This window comes from Solemya velesiana gill symbiont (assembly GCF_002020805.1).
In the GTDB taxonomy this organism is placed as follows: domain Bacteria; phylum Pseudomonadota; class Gammaproteobacteria; order Chromatiales; family Chromatiaceae; genus Sedimenticola_A.
In genome coordinates this window covers 1-20362 of record NZ_MPRJ01000063.1, presented here as the reverse complement: position 1 = coordinate 20362, position 20362 = coordinate 1, and the positions used below count along the sequence as shown (strand labels likewise).

Here is a 20362-nt window from a genome sequence, read left to right as displayed (position 1 = left end):
ATTCAAGGCCAATTCGGGGATAAAAGACAGGCTTATTTGACGGATATTTGAATTTGGGTGCCTGGTGAATGAAAACTCTAAGTTTTCAGACCATCCTTAGTCAGTGGACCACCAATGCTCTTGGGCGCCTCGCTGGTTGCGCCCTCTTCTGATTGCGCCTGGGTAACTCCCCCAAGCAGAACCAGGCCGACGAGGAGCAGTCCCCTGCCGATCCCTAATCCCATCTTGTTCATAATCTACTCCGAAAAAGTAAGTGTCAGATGCCGATGCCTCGTAGAGGTCTGTCAGCAACCGCTGGCGTCGCCATTGCCACCTGCAGCGCCGCCACCGGGGCACAGTCTCTACAGGGGCGGAGCCGGCTTTTTCGGATCGAACTTGATAAACTGGGCCTGGTCTTCGGCGACCTTGTCCATGATGGAGGCGACCTTGGTGCCGAAAAGCTTGCCCATCAGCCCAGCATTCATCAGGCCGATGTAGGTCTTTCCATCGTCTTTTTTGTAGATGCTGATGCTGCAAGGCATCAGGATAGAGAGGATACGGGTATCGTCCTCCTTGAGGAGAGGCTTGGAATAAGCGGTACTGCAAGCCTCCACAAGCAGTACAGGAAGAACGTTGCCACCCGAAGCCGCTACAGCCTTGGCCGGGTCGCGCAGTGCGGAGAGCTTCCATCCTTTCTCCTCGGACAGGCCTTCGATATTTGCCTGGATCCTCGCGGCAGTCTCTTCCACCCCGAAAGGACTCTCGAATTCGTTGAACATGAAACTGCCGGCTGCAAACACTGCTGTCGCAATGGTCAGAGCGACACCGACAACAAAACCCAGTACTACTTTCAACATCTTAACTCCCCTTCACATACCAAATAGTTTGATATGTATTACTGCCAATAAGAGCATTTCAGCTGCATAATTCTGCTTATTAGAATTTTCTTATGGTCAATGAAATTCGTCAATTGGTGCAGAGCACTATAATTGATCCATATCAAGATTTAATGACAAAAATCCTGAGGGAAAATTATTGCCCTTCCGGGCAGCCGGAAAAGAGTATTCGAAGAAAGTCCCACGCTCGCTGATGGATCCCGGGACGCTTCTCCTCACGGGGTCCAGCCACGTTCAACACCTTGATTCGGTTATCTGCCAACCACTTCCTGACAGGCGCATGATCATGTTTCTGGTCAAGAGCAACCACGAGACAGGGTCGTTTGTGTTTCTCGGCATACACCTGCGTGACGGCCGTCCCACCCTCGAAAGCACCTTCGTTCAGGATAAGGGTGGCATCGGAGTCCCGCACGTTCCACTCGGTGCGGCGGTTGTAGTTCTCGGCCGAAGTCTCTGTCAGAGGATATTTATCAGGGATCACCCCATCCACTGCCCGGCGTCCCTTGGGACACCAGCCTCCGCAAGGTATACCCAGCTCCAGGGCTGCATCGAGTCCGGCGCGGTCGACGCCGGTCTGTCCGCCCGAGACAACCTTCTCAACGCACCAAGCCTGGTCCTTCATTTCATCGACTCCAGTACCTCGGAAGCTTTTTCACGACCGAGCCCGATCATCTCCTCGGCACGATAGAACTCGTAGAAGGTACAGCTGTTGATTGGAATATCGATGATCACATCCGGGCTGTAGGCAGCAAGCTGAAAGCGGGTGATCAGGTTCTGCATGGTCTCGATGGAGCCTGAAACCACTTCGAAGATCCCCATCTCCTCTTCGTCCGGAAGGCCCAGTTTCTGCTGTAGTCCGTCCACGAACTGGTGGATCTTATGCTGGTAGCGGCCAGCGCCATCTTCAATCTCGGCAATGTTCAAAGTTTTGCCAAATTTCCGGTCTGCCTTGGCACTGAGAGACTCCACCAGATCAGAAAACTTGTTCTGGTAGCCTTTGTCGTTCTCCTTCAGTTCATCCCAGGTTGAAGGTTTATCGAGACTGGGATCGGCTTTTGCACTCAGGTTCACAGCGATGGTGATATCGGTCTTGTCCCGCAAGGTGGGCGCGATGGGAATGGGATTGACCAGTCCGCCATCCACCAATGTCTTGCCGCGGTATTCAACAGGAGTAAATACAGTTGGAATAGCAATGGATGCCCGAATGGCATCGAACAGCGAACCCTTGTTGAGCCATACCTCCCGCTGGTCTTCAATGTTGGTGGCCACGGCAGTGAAGGAGATGGGCAGGTCCTTAATGTTGCGATCACCGATCAGCTCACGCAGGGTCTCGATCACCTTCTCACCCTTGATCAGCCCGCTGCGGCGAAAAGAGAAATCCACAAGCTTCAGGACGTCTATTTTTTCAAGCGCCCTCACCCACTGAGCATAAGTCTCGAGCTCACCCGCGGCATAGATACCACCGATAAGCGCACCCATGGAAGAACCGGAGATCGAGTCGATGCGGAAGCCGTTCTGATTCAACCAGTCGATGATGCCGATATGCGTCAACCCGCGAGCGCCACCGCTACCCAGCACCAGGGAGACTGTTTTTTGAGTCATTGTTGATATTCCTTGGCGAAACTTCACCCGATTTTATATGCCAAGCGATTCTCGCGCATAGAAGCCGGGAACATCAAGGGATGGTCTGAAAAATTAGAGTTTTCATTCACCAGGCACCCAAATTCAAATATTCGTCAAATAAGCCTGTCTTTTATCCCCGAATTGGCCCTGAATTTGGCCTTTTCAGGGTTTTCAGGCGCAACGTGCCTGTCAAACTGGCAATAAATGCTTCCTCGCCAGTACCAGATTCACCAACGCACACTTGGTTGTCGGGTCTGGATCAAATCCGCTATGAACAGCTAGGGTCTCTATTTTCATCGGGGTTCTCCTCCGAACCGAATAAATAGGAAACCTGCACAGCGAACCTATTACTACTGCGACTACTGGCTGCCACTCTGCGCAACAATTTCCGCGTTTGTTTTTATTATTAACACAGCGGCTTAGAGTGCCGTGTTAATAGGCTATGACGACCTCATCTTAACTGTCGTCAAGACACTCTGTCGAATCTTATAACGGGAATACTTCAGTCAACTCAATCGGCTGCCTCTACAACTTTAGACTCCTTAGTGTCACAGAAGGCCTTTGAGGCGGATATGCAGCCCAACGGAACTACGATCAATGTCAAGGAGGTCGCCACGATGGGACCGAACAGAAGAGAGATGGCCATGCCCTGAAATATAGGGTCGAACAGGATTGCAAAGGCGCCCGCCATCATGGTCAGATCGATTACCCAGATCGGCCTCATCCTGATCTGGCCCGCCATCATCACGGCCTCGCTCACCACCCTTCCCCGGTGCATCTCGTTCTTGGCAAAATCAACCAGCAGTATGTAGTTGCGCACCTCGATACCGGCCAGGGCGATGAATCCGATCATCGAGGTCGCAGTGAACTCAGCACCAAGGACCCAGTGACCCGGGATGATCCCGATAAGGGTCAAGGGGATAGGAGCCATGATAATCGCAGGCTGAATGAAATTACCGGACTCCCATACCAGCAGTATGTAGATCAGCACCAGCGCCGCGGCAAAAGCCAGTCCCAGGTCGCGGAAGGTCTCGTAGGTCACAACCCACTCACCGCTCCGTTCGAATGCGGAAATTCCGGACTCTTCCGGTGCGCCTGCCAAGGTTCCGCTGATCACCGACCGCTACGCGATAACATCGCAAGCTCGTTACCGCTCCACAGTCGCCTCCCAATGACTACACGCCGTGTTCGGATGCCTACTTTGCTTCCCCTCCATTTCGCCGGTGACATATTCAATGGTCCTCAGGTCCTTGTGATAGATCACCCGCTCTTCAGGGATGCGTTCGAATTTACCGAGCTCGGATAACGGAACGGTCTGCCCGGACTCGGAAGGTATCGGCAGCACAGCCAGCTGGGACAATTCCGATCGACGATTGAGGGGAAGCTGGATAACTAGGTAAGTCGGTTCCAGTACCGTACCGCGTTTCACATCACCAAGCCGGTAGCCACCCATCGCCATGTCGAGATTGCGATTGATAGTTTCCACCGACACCCCTCTGCGTGTCGTCTTCTCCGTATCCACTGCGAAGTGCCAACGTTCATAGGTGTCGGTTATGTAAGTGTCGACATCCACCAGGTTCTCCACCTGGTCAAACATGCGCTTCAGATCAGTTGTCACCGCTCTTCGGGTCTGATCATCCGGGCCATACACCTCTGCTACCACGGTCTGCACTACCGGCGGTCCCGGTGGCATCTCGACTACCGCTATCCTGGCCCCGTATTCCCTGGCTATGGGTGTCAGCAGTGATCTTGCCGCAACGGCCAGCTCGTGACTGCTCCTGTCACGATCTCCCTTGTCCTTCAGCATCACCTGGATATCCGCCTCCCAGGAAGCCTGGCGAAGATAGTAGTGGCGGACCATGCCGTTAAAGTTGAATGGCGATGCAGTACCTACATAGGACTGCAAGCAAGGCCGTCACTTCCGGCAGTTCCTTCAGGGCGCGCACCAGGCTGTAGGTGACATTGGCGGTAACCGGCAGGCTGGTGCCTTCCGGCATATTGACGACGACATTGAACTCCGGCTTGTTGTCAAACGGCAGCATCTTCACGGTTACGGCCTGTGTATAGAACATGCTGCAGGCCAGGAAGAACAAAATCACGATGCTCCAGAGGAAAATCTTCCCCTTGAAACGGTTATTGACCAGCGGCTCGATAAGGGGCCGATAATAGCGTCCTATTCCATCCTGTATTTTTCCTTCACGCACCTCGGCCCGTTTCAGCGCTTCCATTTCTGGGCGCAGCTTCACTGCAAACCAGGGGGTGAACACGAATGCCGCAAACAGGGAAAATATCATCGCCACCGATGCAAGCAGGGGAATCGGCAGCATATAGGGACCCATCATGCCACTGACGAATCCCATGGGCAGCAGGGCCGACAGAACCGTAAGGGTGGCAATAATGGTCGGGTTGCCCACCTCGCGTACGGCATCCACGGCCGTCTCCACGCTGGTGTCGTCATCATGCAGCCAACGACGAAAGATATTCTCAACCACCACCGTGGCATCATCCACCAGGATACCGATGGCAAAAATCAGTGCGAACAGGCTGACCCGGTTGATGGTGTAGTCCAGCACCCATGCCGACCAGATGGTAATCAGAATCACCACGGGAATGATCACGATCACCACCACGGCTGGGCGGGTTCCAATAGTAATCCAACAGAGCAGGCTAACCGCTATGGCAGCGCCCAGCAGGGCCGCCAGGAGTTCATTGACCTTGTCGTTGGCGGTCTTGCCGTAGTCCCGGGTAACGGAGGCATGGACATTATCGGGAATCAGGTTTCCCTTCAGGGATTCGAGCCGCTTAAGAATATTTTTCGCAATGGTGACGCCATTGGTTCCCTCTTTTTTCGCAATGGCAATAGTGACTGCCGACGCCCCATCCGTAGCCGGCTCACCTTCTATCCCGGCCGGACCGCTATGGTAGGTGACCAACTGCTCAGCCTCCGCGGGTCCATCCACCACCCGCGCCAGGTCCCTGACATAAACCGGCTGGCCATGGCGGGATGCCACCACCAGCCTGGCCACATCTTCCGCAGATCTGAGGAACGCTCCGGAGGAGACCCGGAAGGCCGTATCCGTGGTCTCCATGGAACCCGTTCCCTTTTCTCCGTTGGCCGAGCGTATGGTTGCAGCCATGGTGTCTAACGTCACATCGAAACCGGCAAGCCGTCCTGGATCCACCTCAACACGAATCTCCCTGGGCCGTCCCCCGACCACGAAACCCTGGCCAGTATTCCTGACCTCCTTCGCTGACCGCTGACCAGGACGTCCGGGGCACTAATAGGTTGTCGAAGGCCGAGTCGATTTTGGGGGCTTGGATGTCCCAAAATCTTTCACGAGGTCGAAGACTCGCTTGCAACCGTTGCAGTACGTCATGAGCCAGAATACGGAGGGAGCTGTCGTCGGTCTGTTCAGACCAGAGTGTCACCGTAACCACTGGAACATCATCGATCCCCTTGGGCTTGACCAGGGGCATGGAGACACCGGGTGGCATCTTGTCCAGATTGGACTGCAGCTTGTCGTGCACCTTGACAATGGATGGCCCCAACTCCTCACCGACAATAAACCGCATGGTAACCATCCCCTGCTCCCGCTGGGATGCGGAATAGACATGCTTTACGCCAGCTGTCTCACTCATCATCCGCTCCAACGGATCAATAGCGAGTGCAGCAACCTGCTGGGCCGAAACACCGGGATAACTGATGAAAATATCCACTATGGGAACGGAGATCTCCGGGTCTTCCTGCCGAGGCGTAAACATCAGGCCCAGCATACCGATGAAGAGGGTCGTCAACAGCAGCAAGGGAGAGAGGGGAGATTCTATGAACAGGCGCGCAATATTGCCGGCAAGTCCCAACGGTTTGACTGTTTCGTTGGGAATTGCAGGATGTGTCAGGGCCGGCCGCCTCGACCTGTACTTCGGGGGGCGCTTAGTCATGTGCCGTTCTCCCCGAACGAAAGAAATATCCTATTATTTAATTAAATAACTAGTACATGATCCAGGTGATCAACAGCGGGATCTTTACGGCGCCACCATGTTAATTGATTTACATCAGCTAAAGGAGCGGAAAAATAAAAACATAGAGCAGGATCAATCCGTGCGGAAAGACACCTTCCTGACACAGGATATGACTGCTATTCTGGAAATAGATGAGTAACCAATAAATATAGAAAAAACGGGAGTTTCAGATGGTCGATATCAGGCACAAAGAAACAGGCGAGGTACTGTTCACTTTTGAAGGTGAAACCCTGGCAGGCGCCGACCTCAGGGAGATGTACCTGGAAGGTGCGGATCTGAGCAATACAGACCTGAGAAATACCCTGCTCAATTTTGCAGATCTCAGCAACGCGGATCTCAGTGGCTCGGACCTTGAACAGGCCAATCTATCAAGCGCCACACTCACCTGCGTCAATCTCAAGGGAGCAAACCTGAGCAATGCAAAACTGGGGGCCGAGCAAGCCGCCAGCGCTGCGATTCTCAGTGAGTGCGACCTCTCCGGTGCAAACCTGACCCGTGCTGACCTCCGCGAGGTGGAACTTAGGCAGAGTAACCTCGAGGGTGCCGATCTAACACGTGCAGACATGCGCGGAGCCGATTTCTTCCGCAGCAATCTAAAAGGTGTCACGGCATGCAATGCCCTCTTCATCAAGGCCAACCTGAAAGAAGCCAACCTGAGCGATGCCAACCTCAATGACAGCCATCTCAACGACGCCAACATGATCCGCTGCAAACTCGTCAACGCCATTATGGAGAGTGCTGTACCCGAGGGGTTCACTGTGATCAACCTAGCGAACCTGGAAGCAGCCGATCTCTCCAATGCCAGGATGCGTAATATCTCGGCTGAAGACACCAACATGAAGCACGCGAATCTCAGCAACGTGGATCTGACCAATGCCGTAATGGGAGGGGCGATTCTAAGACGGGCCAACGTGGAAGGTGCCAATTTCGAGGGTGTGGAGCTTGCAACTGTCACCATGGACTTTGCTAACTTCTCCAAGGCACTGAATGCGAAGTATCCGTCATACAAGATTAATCTACGCTAATCCTCGAATGATATAGGGGCTGGCGACGGCGAATATCGCCGCTCCCGGCATCCATGCCCTTCGCGACATAAGGCCATCCTTGGCCAATAAAAAAGCCCGCTTCCCCAAAGGGAGGCGGGCTTTTTCAGATCATACGATCTGTCTGAGCAGTATTTACTTGCTCAGGGACTGGTAGTAGTCCATCAGGATCTCGGCCACTTCAGGACGAGAGAACTCAGGCGGGGGCGCCATGCCCTGGCCCAGCATCTCGCGAACCTTGGTGCCGGAGAGCAGCACGAAGTCCTCTTTGGAGTGATCCGGTGCATCGCGCATCATCACCACGCGGTTAAGCTTCTTGGAGTACGCGGTGTGGTCAGCGTTGAAGATCTCGATATCCAGGGCACCTTCAGGCACTTCGTCATCGAAGATGGTCTGGGCGTCGAAGGCGCCGTAGTAGTCACCCACGCCGGCGTGGTCACGGCCGATGATGAAGTGGGTTGCACCCATGTTCTGACGGAAGTAGGCGTGCAGAACCGCTTCACGGGGACCCGCGTAGAGCATGTCGAAGCCGTAGCCGGTGATCATCACGCTGTTGGCCGGGAAGTAGAGTTCGGCCATTTTACGGATGGCGGCATCACGCACAGGCGCAGGAATGTCACCAGGCTTGAGTTTACCGAGCAGCATGTGGATGACCACACCGTCGGCGTCGACAGCGTCCATGGCCATCTTGCACAACTCTTCGTGTGCACGATGCATGGGGTTACGGGTCTGGAAAGCGACGATGGTCTTCCAGCCACGCTCCATCACCTCGTTGCGGATCTCAACGGCGGTGCGGAAGGTATCGGGGAAATCATCCTGGAAGTAGCTGAAGTGCAGTACCTGGATGGGACCGGAAACAGCGATACGGCCCTGGGAGTTGAATGCAGCAACGCCGGGGTGTTCCGCATCATCGGTGCGATAGACCTTGTCGGTCATCACGGCCATCTGCTCGTCGCTGACCTCTTCGATTGCCTCGATGTCCATCACGGCCAGGACAGGATTGCCTTCCATGTTGGGGTCGCGCAGCGCAATGCGCTTGGCGTCCTTGATCGCATCCACGCTTTCCAGCAGGCACATGACCGGCACCGGGAAAAAGCTACCGTCAGTCATCTGCATCTTTTCGGCACAGCCCATGGCATCGGCAACGTTCATGAAGCCTTTGAGCGGGGAGAAGTACCCTGCGCCCATCATGACCGCATTACCGGCCGCCTGGGAACTGATCACAACTGAAGGCAGGGACTCTGCCTCATGCATCAGTTCGTGGTGCTTGTCGGTGTCATAGACAAACAGTGGTTGAAGTGTGTCGGATCCGACGGGCTTGATCATCTCGCTTCGTCTCCCTAGGATTTAAGTCGAACGGCACTGCCAGTAACTGTTATTTCTTGGCAGTGGTGGCAGGCCACAATGTTCTGTCAAATTTATTAGCCGGTATTTGATAATAATCAGTTGTACCAGCCAGATTCAGAATTTTTGTTAAATGACTGTATGCGGTTAGCAGATGGAATCACTCTTAAAGAACCACTGCCCCTCCCCTCGTACAGCACGCCATACCGTATCACATCAGGGTGAATACCTTCCCTAATTTATATTTATGCAGGAGTAAAAAAAATGCTGATTTGGGACCTGGTTCAACAGGGAAAAAACGCCTGAATCAGACCTTTTTCAGGATGCCCCTGCAGCAACGGGTTCAACCCACTGGGACTGGGGTTCCGAAACATCCTTTACCACCTGAGTCTTGATTTCCGGAGATCTTTGCTCAGCCAGTTTATCAGGGGTTCGAGCTGCATCCTGTCCTTGCGGGTGGATGCGGTCAGGTTCAGTTGGCAGATACCGATACCGGATTCCATGGCTATGGGGTAGTTCTGGGTATCCCTGAGGGTGGCAATGAGGGGAATACCGGTCTTTTCAGAAAGGGCCTGGATATCCTTGTAAATCTTGGAATTTCTTGATCTGACACGGTTGACCACCAAGCCAATGCGTTTGCTCTTCAGCCGGTGTCGGGACAGCCTTAGCAGATTCTCGAGAAACCCCTCGACTGCGTGCAAATCAATAATCGAGGCCATCACAGGAATGATGATGGTGTCGGCACGATTGAAGTGATCGGAAATGTCACCGCCGTTGGTTCCTGCGGGGGTATCGATGACCACGACGTCAGTCCCCTGCCCTGAATAGAGCTGCCAGGTTCTGGTCATGCCGGTTGTCGGCCGGGTCGCATCGATTGAACGTATATCCGGATGCTCGGACGAGCGTATCTCCAACCAGCGTGTGCTTGAACGCTGGGAATCGAAATCCATCAGGGCAGTGTTGTAACCCTTACCGGAAAAGTAGCATGCGAGTGTGGTCGCGAGCGTGGTTTTCCCGCAACCGCCTTTGGCGTTGAGCACCATTATGTTGTGCATGGGCCTGAATAGTCTCCCCTGATGGCAAGTGTCTGGTTCCTTTCCAGCACCGGCCATGAACCGCTATTTGTTGACTTCTATGGTCTTTTTTCAAACGATCCGAGGCGTTCCTTCCTACCTCGATCTGCAGCAGGTTCTTAGAGGTGGGCAAATAATCCAATATTTACCCACAAAAATATCCCGCGTCATTGTCGACCCATTCTCCAATAGAAATCAAGTGATTCTGCGGATATTCCGTTTATATTGTGTGATTCACTTCACTCAATTTCCTTTCCGAACAGGGAGAGTTGCTCACTCACCGCCTTGTTTCCTTCCCATAATCGCTCTTTCAGGCCTGATATCCGGCTCAATCGACGCTGCACAGCAACTTTAATAAAACTCTGTAAAGCATTAATTTCAAAAGTATTAATGGCGCGTGTCAATCCCGTGTAAATCAGTTCCCTGGTCAGAATCGGTGAATCTGCGCGTGGCAGCACCAGAAGTACCCGCTCAAACTCCGAGCCCTGGCTCTTGTGGACGGTCATGGCGAATACCGTCTCATGCTGGGGTAGGCGAGAAGGGGAAAAATGTCTCACCGTCTCATCTACCGACCGGAAACAGACTCTCAGACTGCCGTCTGGCAGCTGCATCGTGATACCGATATCCCCGTTATAGAGATGCAGGTTGTAGTCATTTCGGGTTATCAACACCGGGCGTCCCGGGTACCAGGTATGGTCTGCCCTGATCAGGCCTCTGCGGTCGAGCTCACTGCTGATCGCGACATTCATCTCCTCTACCCCCAAAGCACCCTGGCGGGTTGCGCAGAGTACCCGGAAGCGGTCAAAGGCATCGAAAACCTGCTCAACACCTGCACCATCGCCGACTACTTCAAGGTACACCTGGTAACTAGTGGCGGCCGCTTCGATGGGACTCTCATCTTCGGCATGCCAGAGGATATCGCCATAGGCATCGGAGCTGAGCAGTTGGATGACCTGTTCCGCATCCCCCTGATTGACAGCCTCGGCCAGCCGCCCGATACCGCTTTCGCTGCCGAACCGGTAGCTGTGCTTGAGTTCCACGATGGAGTCTGATAGCGGCCCGGCATCCTGCCCCATATCGCCCAGGGATTCACAGATCAGCTGTTCCAGCTCTTTTCGGAAACCGGGACTGAACCCACGCCAGTTGCCGCAGATATCACCCAGTACTGCGCCTGCCTCCACTGAAGCCAGTTGATTGCGGTCCCCCAGCAGGATAAGCCGGGCCTTTTCCGGCAAGGCCTGGAGCAGCTTGCTCATCAGGGCAAGGTCCACCATGGAAGCCTCGTCCAGAATCAGCACATCCAGGGGCAACGGGTTGCCCCGATTGTGACGGAAGCTGACTGCATTGTGCCCTCCCCCCAGCAAACGATGAAGAGTAACGGCATGCTCCGGAATTGCGTCCCGTGTTGCCGGCCCCAGGTCCAGACGTTGCTTGGTACTGCGTATGGAGCCCTGGAGGCGGGCTGCCGCCTTGCCTGTGGGCGCCGCCAGGGCAATAGCTGGCGGTGTCTCGTACTGCTCCACCAGCAGTGCAAGGATGCGCACCACCGTGGTGGTCTTACCGGTACCCGGCCCGCCGGAGATGACACTCAATCCCTTCAGTGCGGCGACTGCGGCGGCAACCTTCTGCCAATCCGTAGCAACTTCTCCAGTTTTCGGAAACAGACCCTGCAGACTTTTGGTCAGGCGATCTTCATCGATGCCGGAGATCGTCTGCGCGGCCCGCTGTAAAAGATCGCTGGCCAGTTGCTGCTCGTAATCCCAGTAGCGGTAGAGATAGAGACGCCCCTTCTCATCCATCACCAACGGACAGTAATCCCCAGGATGGCCTACCACCTGGGTCTCACCCAGGGCGGAGATCCATGACGCTTTCCCGGGCAACGAGACAATCTCGTCGCCCTCCCCTGTCTTGATCTCCCGGCCGCTCCACTCATCCAGTTCGAGACAGATATGACCCGTCATGGTGCTGTTGCTCACCAGGGCCGCTGCAACCCCAAGAACGGGTGATGCCTTGCCCTCCAACCTGCAGATGAAACGGGCAAACTGCAGGTCCAGTTCGGTCAGAACCTGCTGCTCCCTGAACGCATATAGCTGCCTGTCCAGCGCATCCATCACAGGGGCTCTCCTTCGGCACAGATGTATGACTCCAGCGCTTCAACCAACTCCCGCCCAGGCCTTGTCCTGTAGATACCGTTATGGCCTGGGGATTCGGCATCCATGCCTCTCAGGAACAGGTAATAGACCCCACCGAAATGCCGATCGTAGTCGTAGTCTGCAAGGCGGGTCTTCAGGTACCGGTGCAGGGCAAGGGTATAGAGCAGGTACTGCAGAAAGTAGTAGTGACGGGCCATCACCTCTTCCATTCGCTCCTGGGCATAATCCCGGGGAGCAGGCCCCAGCCAGTTGGACTTGTAGTCGAGGAGGTAAAAACGGCCATCGGCCTCGAACACCAGGTCGATGAAACCCTTCATGTAGCCGCTGATATCCTGGAACTTCAGCTGCTCTATTGCTCGCTGAAAACAGGGCGCTTCACCATAACCGTAACGCCTGAGCAACGCCGCCAGCCCGGCCCCATCAATGGAGGCGAGAGGAAAATAGAATTCCAACTCAACGAACCGTTTGCGTGTAGAGACATTCCTCAGGGCAACACCGGCATCCAGTTCACTGTCGAGCACATTGCGGACCATGGCAGAGACACAGGGAAGCCATATCCCGTCGAACCCGAAAGCGATGAGTTTATCGGAAACCACCTGTTCCAGGGTCGCCCTGTCGGTATCTGTGAAATCAATATTCTCAAAAATGGCATGCAGGCAGCTGCCGGGGCGGGCACCACGGGGAAAGGTGAAGATATCCAACCGGAGGGACGTCTCCTCCGCTACTTCGTGTCCATCAAGCCCAGCATCATGATCGGGAAGTTCCACGCTGCTGCCATGGACCGTGAGTGCGGAGAAGCTGGTCACCCGGCGATCCCGTTGAATCTCTCTGCTGAGGATTCGGCAGTTCAGTGTATCCCCGCGAGCATTTGCCCCGCCTGCCGTGTTCTCATCTACCTGGGCATGAACAGGTTGAGCGATCGCCACCTGCACGCCCTCTCCTGCCTCCGACGCCCATTGACCGAGACGCAGTTGCAGATCGTCTTCGGTAAGCGACTTGAAGTTCGCATCCTGGCGCTGAAGGGCATCATCGCTGCCGGGGTCGGATGGCGGATGCAGCAACCACCCCAGGGCGGAGTGACCTGCCCCCAGTACCTTTCCCCACAGCAGGTAGCAGCGCTCCTGTGCCCGGGTCAGGGCCACGTAGAGCAGGCGCAGGTTCTCCGACATCTCTTCCCGCAGGGCATGCTGCTTTGCCATCTCCATCTCATCGCTGCCCAGATCCAAAACGGCCTGGTAACCCTCGTCGGGATCGTGAAAATCCACCGGCCAGTCATCATCGGCGCGTAATCCTCCGCTCCAGAGGAAGGGGCAGAAGACCACCGGGTACTGCAACCCTTTACTCTTGTGGATAGTAACGATCTGCACCAGCTTTTCGTCGCTCTCCAGCCGCAGCTGGTGCTCCTCGTCCTCGGGCCGCTCACCCGCCCGGCGCTGGGAGAGCCATTTCACAAGCCCTTCCATGCTGGGGCGTTCCGCACGTTCAGCCCGGTGCAAAAGCTCACCCAGATGGAGAAGATTGGTCAGGCGCCGCTCGCCATTCTCCATGCTGCGCAGGCGTGCAGGCAGGTCCTGTTCCCTGAGCAGCAGGCGGAACATCCGGATGAAACCCTTTTCCCGCCAGGCCTGGTGATAACGTCTGAAGGTCTCGAGATGCGTCTCGAGTTCATTCTCATCCTGGGAGAGCCTGTAGATATCATTGCCGTCGAGTCCCAGCAGGTCGGTCGCCAACGCGGTCCGCACCCGGAACTCGCGACCCGGTTCCACCACCGCGCTCATCAGCCGCTCGAGATCCAGCGCCTCAGGAGATTGGAACACATCATCCTGGGAACGCAGTACGCTGAAAATGCCGTAGCTGTCGAGGGCCGCCCGTATTCTGCTGCCCTGGGCATGGCTGCGCACAAGAACTGCAATATCCTTGCTGGCCAATGGTTCACCGCCGAGGGTTATCTCACCCCGTCTCCCTGCCTCGAGCAGCCTGTTGATTTCTCCTGCGGTCCAATCCACTGCCCACTGGGTAGCCTGTTCTTTGTTCATCTGGCCAGGCATGTGGCCGATGCGCAGCGGATCGATTGCCCCTCCCTGCTCTTCCAGTCGCTTGCGTTCGAACTTCTCCCCGGGTGCCGGGAGTGCCGGTTGAAAAGGGATCTCCCTGAACAGAAACCCGCCATGGTCGACACTGAACAACGCGTTGACTCCGTTGATCAACTGGGGCGCCGAACGCCAGTTGGTATCCAGGGTAAACTGCGCCTCCGCCTCTCCCCGTGCCTCGATATAGGCAAAGATATCAGCGCCGCGAAAGCTGTAGATCGCCTGCTTGGGATCACCCACCAGGTAGGCTACTTCACGCTCCGCACCATAAATGCGCCTGAAAATGCCGTACTGAACCGGGTCCGTATCCTGGAACTCGTCGATCAGGGCGACCCGGTAGCGCTGTCTCAACATCCTCGCCAGGGATTCGCCTGCAGTCCCTTCGAGCGCACGGTTCAGGCGCAGTAACAGATCGTTGTAGGACTGAACGCGGGCTTGTGACTTGCGTTCCGCCAATTCACGGTTCACGTAGTCGATCAGTTGAATGGCCAGCGAGCTGTACAACTCGTCATAGGCCTGCTGCAACTGTTCACGCTGCTCCAGGAGAGACTGGCAACTCTCGAAAAAGGGATGTACCGGTGCAATACCACCCTTCTTCAGGGACTCGTTGAGCGTGCCGGTTGTGAACTTGTGAAAATTGTCGGACCATTCGCCCGGGGTATCACCAAGGTAGTTCTCCATCAGTCGACACCACTTCTCGATGGAGGTCTTACGGTACTTGTTCCCGTTCAATCCCTTGGCTTCGAGCAGCAATTTTTTTATCTCATCAGCTGCAGAAATCCATTCCTGGCTGGCTTTTGAGAAAAGCTGATCGAACTTCCACTCGGCCCTGTCCAGCATCGTGGGTTCGCTCTGCCCCCGCAGCCTGAGATAGGGTCTTCCCAGGCGCCCCCTGAGCAGTTGTGCCAGGGAATCGGGTGTCACGCCATGGGCCGCCAGATAGTTCTGAAGACCCGGTGAGCGATCCTGCAGGTGGAGTCGCCAGAAATCGTCAACCACTTCCAGCACCAGCTCCTCGTCATCGGCCATCAACGCCATGCGGAATGGCTGGCCGCTTTCGTAGGCGCTTTCGGAGAGCACCCGCTGACAGAAACCGTGAATGGTGAAGATGGCGGCACGGTCGAAATCCAGCAGCGCACGGCTCAGCAGACGATAGGCCTGCTGGTGGTCGGCACAGCGTGCCAGCAGCGTCGCACTGAACTCGTCTATCTCTTCAACTGCACCCAGTTCGAATGCCCTGCGCACCTCCACCAGTTTCGAACGCAGCCTCTCCTTCAACTCGGCTGTTGCCGCCTTGGTGAAGGTGACCACTAGGATGTTCTCCACGGGCAACGCTCTCTCCACAACCAGGCGCAGGTAGAGGCCGGCGATTGTGTAGGTCTTGCCCGTGCCGGCACTGGCCTCGATCAGGTTCATCCCGTCCAGGGGTGCTTCGAAGAGATCCAGTGGCTTCATCTCACTGTACCTCCATGTGGGCAAGTAGGGTTCCGAACACCTGTTCACTCAGCGCCATGAACTCACCGCTCAACACATCGGCGTCGGGAAAAGCGAGCCGGTAGTAGGCATCGTCGAACTCGGGGAAATGCTTCCCACACCAGCGTCGCTGTGCCTCCTCCAGGCACTTCTCCAGTTCATTGCCTTTCTGGAGCTTCTCGGCATAGCGCCTGGAGCTCTTGGGGAAAAGTCGCAGTGGCATACTGAGGCCCTGCCAGTAGAGGGAGAGCAGCTGCCCCATCAGTTCGGGGGCGTTGTCGATGGGTGCGAAACGGATCAACTCCTCACTGTCCAACCACAGCGTCTGGGGCGTGATACCTCCCTCCGCCGCCAGGTTGAGGGCGAGATGCTCCACCCAGAGCTGCAGCAACCGACTGTCGGGCAGGCGATTGACGCTGTAGCCAAATCGCCCGGATGGTCCCACATCAGAAATCTTTCCCATGAGCCGTACGCTATCGTGACTGAAATCCAACTCCAGTGTCACGGTCTCCCCGTCTGCCTGGTATGTCGCTACGCCCTCGGCAAAACGCCTGGATTGAGCATTCAGTCTTTCGAACAACTGCTCACCGTAGACACCGTGGGGCAGCTGTCCGGCAGCCTGTTCCAGGCCCAACAGCGCTTCGGCGGACTCACCCTCGAGTGCCCGCTCCACCATTCCGTGCATCAGCTCGGATTGCTGGAAATACGCCAGTTCGAAGGGATCGCGGGTCTCCAGCAGGCTCTCATCTGCCCGCAGTGTTATTCCGAGGCGGTTTCTCAGCAGGTAACGTGAGGGGTTGGCGTAGAAGTAAAGTAGCTCTGCAAGCTCCACCCGGCGCCACTCATCTTCCGGTTCCGGCAATGCTTCAGAAACAAGGTGGCGAATCGGCACCGAATCAGAAACGACCCCGGCTGCCCGGCACATCAGTTCCGAATAGCTGAAGAGATCACTGCCTGATTGGAAATAGCGTGGACTGAAAGGCTGAATGGGGTGCTTTACCAACAGTGTCCTGGAGGGTAACTCCCCTGCCTCATCCCGATGGGTCCGGTCGATATAGTCGAGCAGTTCACTGAGCAGTACCGATGGCGGTATGGGACTGTTGTCCCGTATATCCTGACCGACAAAACTGAGATAGAGCACCTGACGGGCAGAGACCAAGGACTCCAGAAACAGGTATCGATCATCGGCACGCCTGGACCGGTCGCCGATTCGATGTCTTCCCGACATCAGGTCAAAACCGGGTGGACGGCGATCCCTGGGGTACTGTCCATCATTCATACCGATGATACAGACCACTTCAAAGGGCAGGCTGCGCATGGGCGTCAGTGCACAGAAGGTGACGCCACCACCGAGAAAGGGTGAGTGTCCTCCCCCCGTCTCGAAACGCTCTCTCAACAGATAGCCGAGCAGGTCTATGGTGACCCTGCCGTCGAACTCGGCAGTGGCAGTGCTCTCGACAATTTCGGCTACAGCGGTTCGAATGGATTGCAGCTGATACTCCTCCTCTTCCGTGGCTAGGAAAAAACGCTCCAGCAACATCGGAATACTCTGTGCCCACTGTTCCAGGGTACGCGCTCCCTTCAACAGGGATTCCAACCGGAACACCTCGTCGGCGAAGGCTTTCAAACCGCCGAGAACCTGGGCATTGGAACCCTCGATACCGTCAAATGGCAGAACATCCTGAAACAGGGCATCTTCAGGTGGCATCGCATAACCCAACAACATCCTGTCCAGCCCCGCCTGCCAGCTGTTCTGGCCTGTCTCCGGCAGTCCCAGGGCCTTACGTGTGCCTGCATCCTTGCCCCAACGCACTTCCGCCTGTTCCAGCCACTCGGTAATCATGGGCAAATCACCATCTGCCAGGCCGAAGCGAGCGGCTACGGCCCGCACCTCCAGCAGCGCCAGCATGCTGTTGACGTCATAGCGTCCCCCGGGCATCTCCAGCAGGCGCAGAAACACCTCCAGCAGTGGCAGTTCAGAGACTGCGCTGCGGTCCGCAATGGAGAACGGAATCCTGGCGCCATCACCGGATTCGCTGAATACCGATTCAACGTAGGGCGCATAGGTATCCATGTCCGGCGTCATCACCAGTACATCAGAGGGCGTGAGATCGGGATGTCTCTGGAAGAGATCCAAAAGCCGGTCCCTCAGCACCTCCACCTCGCGCATAGGGCTGTGGCAAGCGTGCACGCTTATGGAGTCATCATCTTTCCGCCATACCCCGGGAGGAAGGTCACCCGCATCCTGGAGATAGAGAATGTCCTGCTGGACCCCATGCAACAGGTTGTTCCCTGTCGGCGGTACGAACAGATCCTCGGAACCGGGGTCCAACTCAAGGATCATGTTGAAAAAATCCCGCCCCTGCTTACCCAGGGAACCGAGCAGCGGATTGCCCACGTCGAAATAGAACGCCTCTTCCGACTCGTCGCTCTCCTGTTTCAGGCGGTCCGATTCACTGACGATCTCCCCCCAGTGCTCCTGGCAGGGGTTGAGTAGAAACAAGTGCGCCTCGGTCAGTTCACCGAGCAGTCCCAGGAGGTTGAGATAACCGGGAGAGAGGGATGAAACGCCGAACAGCGCGATACGTGAGGGCAATCCCTCGCTGTTCAAGCCACCCTGCTGTGCCTTGTTGAACAACCGTTTCTGCAAACTGACCCAGTGCTCGCCGCCACAACGCCTGCTAATACTGCGCCACAGCTGCGCCTGCCACTCATCACCCTCCACCGCCTGCTGGCCGCGCTCCCAGGTGCTGACCCACTGGGGCCGGTAGACCAGGTACTGATCGAGACAACCTGCGATCTGCTGGGAAAGCTGAAACCGCTCTACTTCGCCGTTGTGTTCGTAATAGGTCCGGATGCCATCGAAGCCGTCCTCACCCTTGAGCATGTCAAGATGCTGGTAGACCGCCCAAGGCAGTGCCTGGGGCGCGAAATGGTTCTGCTCGGGCACATCATCCAGCAGCCCCTCGAGCATCTCCCAGATAAAACCGGCGGGCATGGGAAAGCGCATGTTTGCACAGACTCCCAACCGGTCTGCAAGGCGCAGGGATAACCAGCGCCCCATACCCTGGTGCTGCACCACCACCGTCTCCGGCGCGAATGGATCGTCCTGGGGAGTCGCCAGCACCTGGGCCAGGCGATCCGCCAGTATTTCCAATCGGTTGCTTTGATAAAGCTGCAGCATCAGGTCTGTCCGTTGAAATCGATGCCACATTCTAACCTGTGTTGGGACTCATACCACGAGTCCATGAACAACAAGTCTCATGTTTTGAGCCTCCAACAGTTTTATACTTGGCTAAACCGAAACAGGATGAAGCGATGAGCCAACAGCAGAACCGGATCGAATGCCCCAACTGCGGTCACGAGATCGATGTCAACGAGATCCTCTACCACCAGCTGGATGAAGAGCTCAAGAAGAAATACAACGACGAGCTGGCCAGGGAAAAACTCAAGCTGAGTGACCGTGAAGCGCAGATCAAGTCTCAACAGGATGCCCTGGCCGATGAACGCGCCAACCTGGAGGCGAAAATCGCCGAAGGCATCAAGTCGGAAAAGGCCAGGCTGGAGGCACAGATCAAGGCCCGGGCCGAAGAAGAGCTGAGCGAACGCATCAAAGCCCTGCAGTCGGAGCTTGCGGACAAGTCGGAGAAGGTCAAGGAACTCAACAAATCCAAGTCCGAGATCGAGCGGCTGAAGCGTGAACAGGATGAACTGAGGGGGAAAATCGAACTGGAGACCGAGCAGAAGCTCAACGCAAGGCTCAACGAGGAGCGCGAGAAGATCCGCAAGACCGAGGAGAACCGGGCCACCCTGAAGCTTTCGGAGAAGGACCAGGTGATCAACCAGCTCAAGGAGCAGCTCCAGGAGGCCCAGCGCAAGGCGGAACAGGGGTCCATGCAGATGCAGGGCGAAGTGCAGGAACTGGCCATCGAGGATTGGCTGAGTGAGCAGTTCCCCCTGGATACCGTGGAGGAGATCAAGAAAGGCGCCCAGGGCGCCGACTGCCTGCAGACCGTCAACACCCACTCACGGCACAATTGCGGGACCATCTACTACGAAAGCAAGCGGACAAAGAACTTTCAGCCCAGCTGGATCGAGAAGTTCAAAAACGACATCCGGGACAAGAACGCCAACATCGGCGTGCTTGTCACCCAGGCGATGCCAGCCGACATGGAGCGGATGGGATTGAAGGACGGCATCTGGATCTGCACCTTTGAGGAGTTCAAGGGGCTCTGCCTGGTGCTGCGCGAATCCCTCATCCAACTCAGTCATGCCATCATCACCCAGGAGAACAAGGGGGACAAGATGGGCATGCTCTACGACTTTCTCACCAGCAACGAGTTCCGTCTTCAGATCGAGGCTATCGTTGAAGGCTTCACCCAAATGCAGGCCGACCTGGAGTCAGAGAAACGCGCCATGCAGGGAATCTGGAAAAAGCGTGAGAAACAGATCGAAAAGGTGCTGCTGAACACCAACCACATGTACAGCTCGATCAAGGGTATCGCCGGAAGTGCCATTCAGGCGGTCCCCCAGCTGGAGTTCGGTGAAGAGGACGTGGAATAAGGGACGGCTCAAGCGAGTCTTCGACCTCGTGAAAGATTTTGGGACATCCAAGTCCCCAAAATCGACTCGGCCTTCGACAACCTATTAGTGCCCCGGACGTCCTGG

14 protein-coding genes and 1 pseudogene are annotated in these 20362 nt (G+C 55.9%); 2 read left to right on the top strand and 13 right to left on the bottom strand.

Annotation, left to right across the window (positions count from 1 at the left end):
* Positions 1 to 77 precede the first annotated feature (77 nt).
* From BOW53_RS12820 to BOW53_RS13560, 8 genes and pseudogenes are all read right to left on the bottom strand, one after another.
* Complete coding sequence (locus tag BOW53_RS12820) at positions 78 to 233, bottom strand: hypothetical protein (RefSeq protein WP_172838850.1); 156 nt, start codon at positions 231 to 233, stop codon at positions 78 to 80.
* 108 nt (positions 234 to 341) lie between these two features.
* Positions 342 to 836 (bottom strand): DUF302 domain-containing protein, encoded by a 495-nt coding sequence (locus tag BOW53_RS09640; protein WP_078487785.1) that lies wholly within the window; start codon positions 834 to 836, stop codon positions 342 to 344.
* Between the two features lie 175 nt (positions 837 to 1011).
* Entirely contained in the window at positions 1012 to 1497 is a 486-nt protein-coding gene (locus BOW53_RS09635) for a putative molybdenum carrier protein (protein ID WP_078487784.1), read from the bottom strand.
* The gene (locus tag BOW53_RS09630; RefSeq protein WP_078487783.1) at positions 1494 to 2477 is read right to left on the bottom strand and encodes a patatin-like phospholipase family protein; all 984 of its coding nucleotides are present in this window, start codon (positions 2475 to 2477) and stop codon (positions 1494 to 1496) included. Before BOW53_RS09630 ends, BOW53_RS09635 begins: the two co-directional genes overlap by 4 nt.
* A 532-nt stretch (positions 2478 to 3009) precedes the next feature.
* Complete coding sequence (locus BOW53_RS13575) at positions 3010 to 3615, bottom strand: efflux RND transporter permease subunit (protein ID WP_078487782.1); 606 nt, start codon at positions 3613 to 3615, stop codon at positions 3010 to 3012.
* Positions 3616 to 3645: 30 nt separating this feature from the next.
* The gene (locus BOW53_RS13570; RefSeq protein ID WP_135607066.1) at positions 3646 to 4404 is read right to left on the bottom strand and encodes an efflux RND transporter permease subunit; all 759 of its coding nucleotides are present in this window, start codon (positions 4402 to 4404) and stop codon (positions 3646 to 3648) included.
* On the bottom strand, positions 4364 to 5680 hold the full coding sequence (locus BOW53_RS13565; protein ID WP_216641098.1) for an efflux RND transporter permease subunit: 1317 nt from the start codon (positions 5678 to 5680) through the stop codon (positions 4364 to 4366). The genes BOW53_RS13570 and BOW53_RS13565 overlap by 41 nt, the downstream gene beginning before the upstream one ends.
* A gap of 175 nt (positions 5681 to 5855) precedes the next feature.
* A pseudogene (locus BOW53_RS13560) lies at positions 5856 to 6437 on the bottom strand (efflux RND transporter permease subunit); the annotation flags it as partial.
* A 251-nt stretch (positions 6438 to 6688) separates the two neighbouring features.
* On the opposite strand from BOW53_RS13560, the gene BOW53_RS09605 reads away from it, so the two are divergent.
* Positions 6689 to 7543: a pentapeptide repeat-containing protein gene (locus BOW53_RS09605; RefSeq protein ID WP_078487778.1), complete on the top strand. Its 855-nt coding sequence runs from the start codon at positions 6689 to 6691 to the stop codon at positions 7541 to 7543.
* 153 nt (positions 7544 to 7696) lie between these two features.
* Here BOW53_RS09605 and sat read toward each other — a convergent pair whose 3' ends face one another.
* The 5 genes from sat to recC form a co-directional block, all read right to left on the bottom strand.
* Positions 7697 to 8887 carry a sulfate adenylyltransferase gene (gene sat, locus BOW53_RS09600; protein WP_078487777.1) on the bottom strand — a complete coding sequence of 397 codons (1191 nt, stop codon included), beginning with the start codon at positions 8885 to 8887 and terminating at the stop codon, positions 7697 to 7699.
* Between the two features lie 395 nt (positions 8888 to 9282).
* Positions 9283 to 9960, bottom strand: coding sequence for a ParA family protein (locus tag BOW53_RS09595; RefSeq protein WP_172838849.1), 678 nt, complete (start codon positions 9958 to 9960; stop codon positions 9283 to 9285).
* A 257-nt stretch (positions 9961 to 10217) separates the two neighbouring features.
* Positions 10218 to 12089, bottom strand: a complete 1872-nt coding sequence (gene recD / locus BOW53_RS09590) for an exodeoxyribonuclease V subunit alpha (protein ID WP_078487775.1) — start codon at positions 12087 to 12089, stop codon at positions 10218 to 10220.
* Positions 12089 to 15676, bottom strand: a complete 3588-nt coding sequence (gene recB / locus BOW53_RS09585) for an exodeoxyribonuclease V subunit beta (protein ID WP_078487774.1) — start codon at positions 15674 to 15676, stop codon at positions 12089 to 12091. Before recB ends, recD begins: the two co-directional genes overlap by 1 nt.
* A 1-nt stretch (position 15677) precedes the next feature.
* A complete protein-coding gene (gene recC / locus BOW53_RS09580) occupies positions 15678 to 18878 on the bottom strand; it encodes an exodeoxyribonuclease V subunit gamma (protein ID WP_172838848.1) in 3201 nt (1066 codons plus the stop codon).
* A gap of 134 nt (positions 18879 to 19012) precedes the next feature.
* Between recC and BOW53_RS09575 the strand changes: the two genes are divergently transcribed.
* Positions 19013 to 20257: a DUF2130 domain-containing protein gene (locus tag BOW53_RS09575; RefSeq protein WP_078487772.1), complete on the top strand. Its 1245-nt coding sequence runs from the start codon at positions 19013 to 19015 to the stop codon at positions 20255 to 20257.
* The last annotated feature ends 105 nt before the right edge of the window (positions 20258 to 20362 follow it).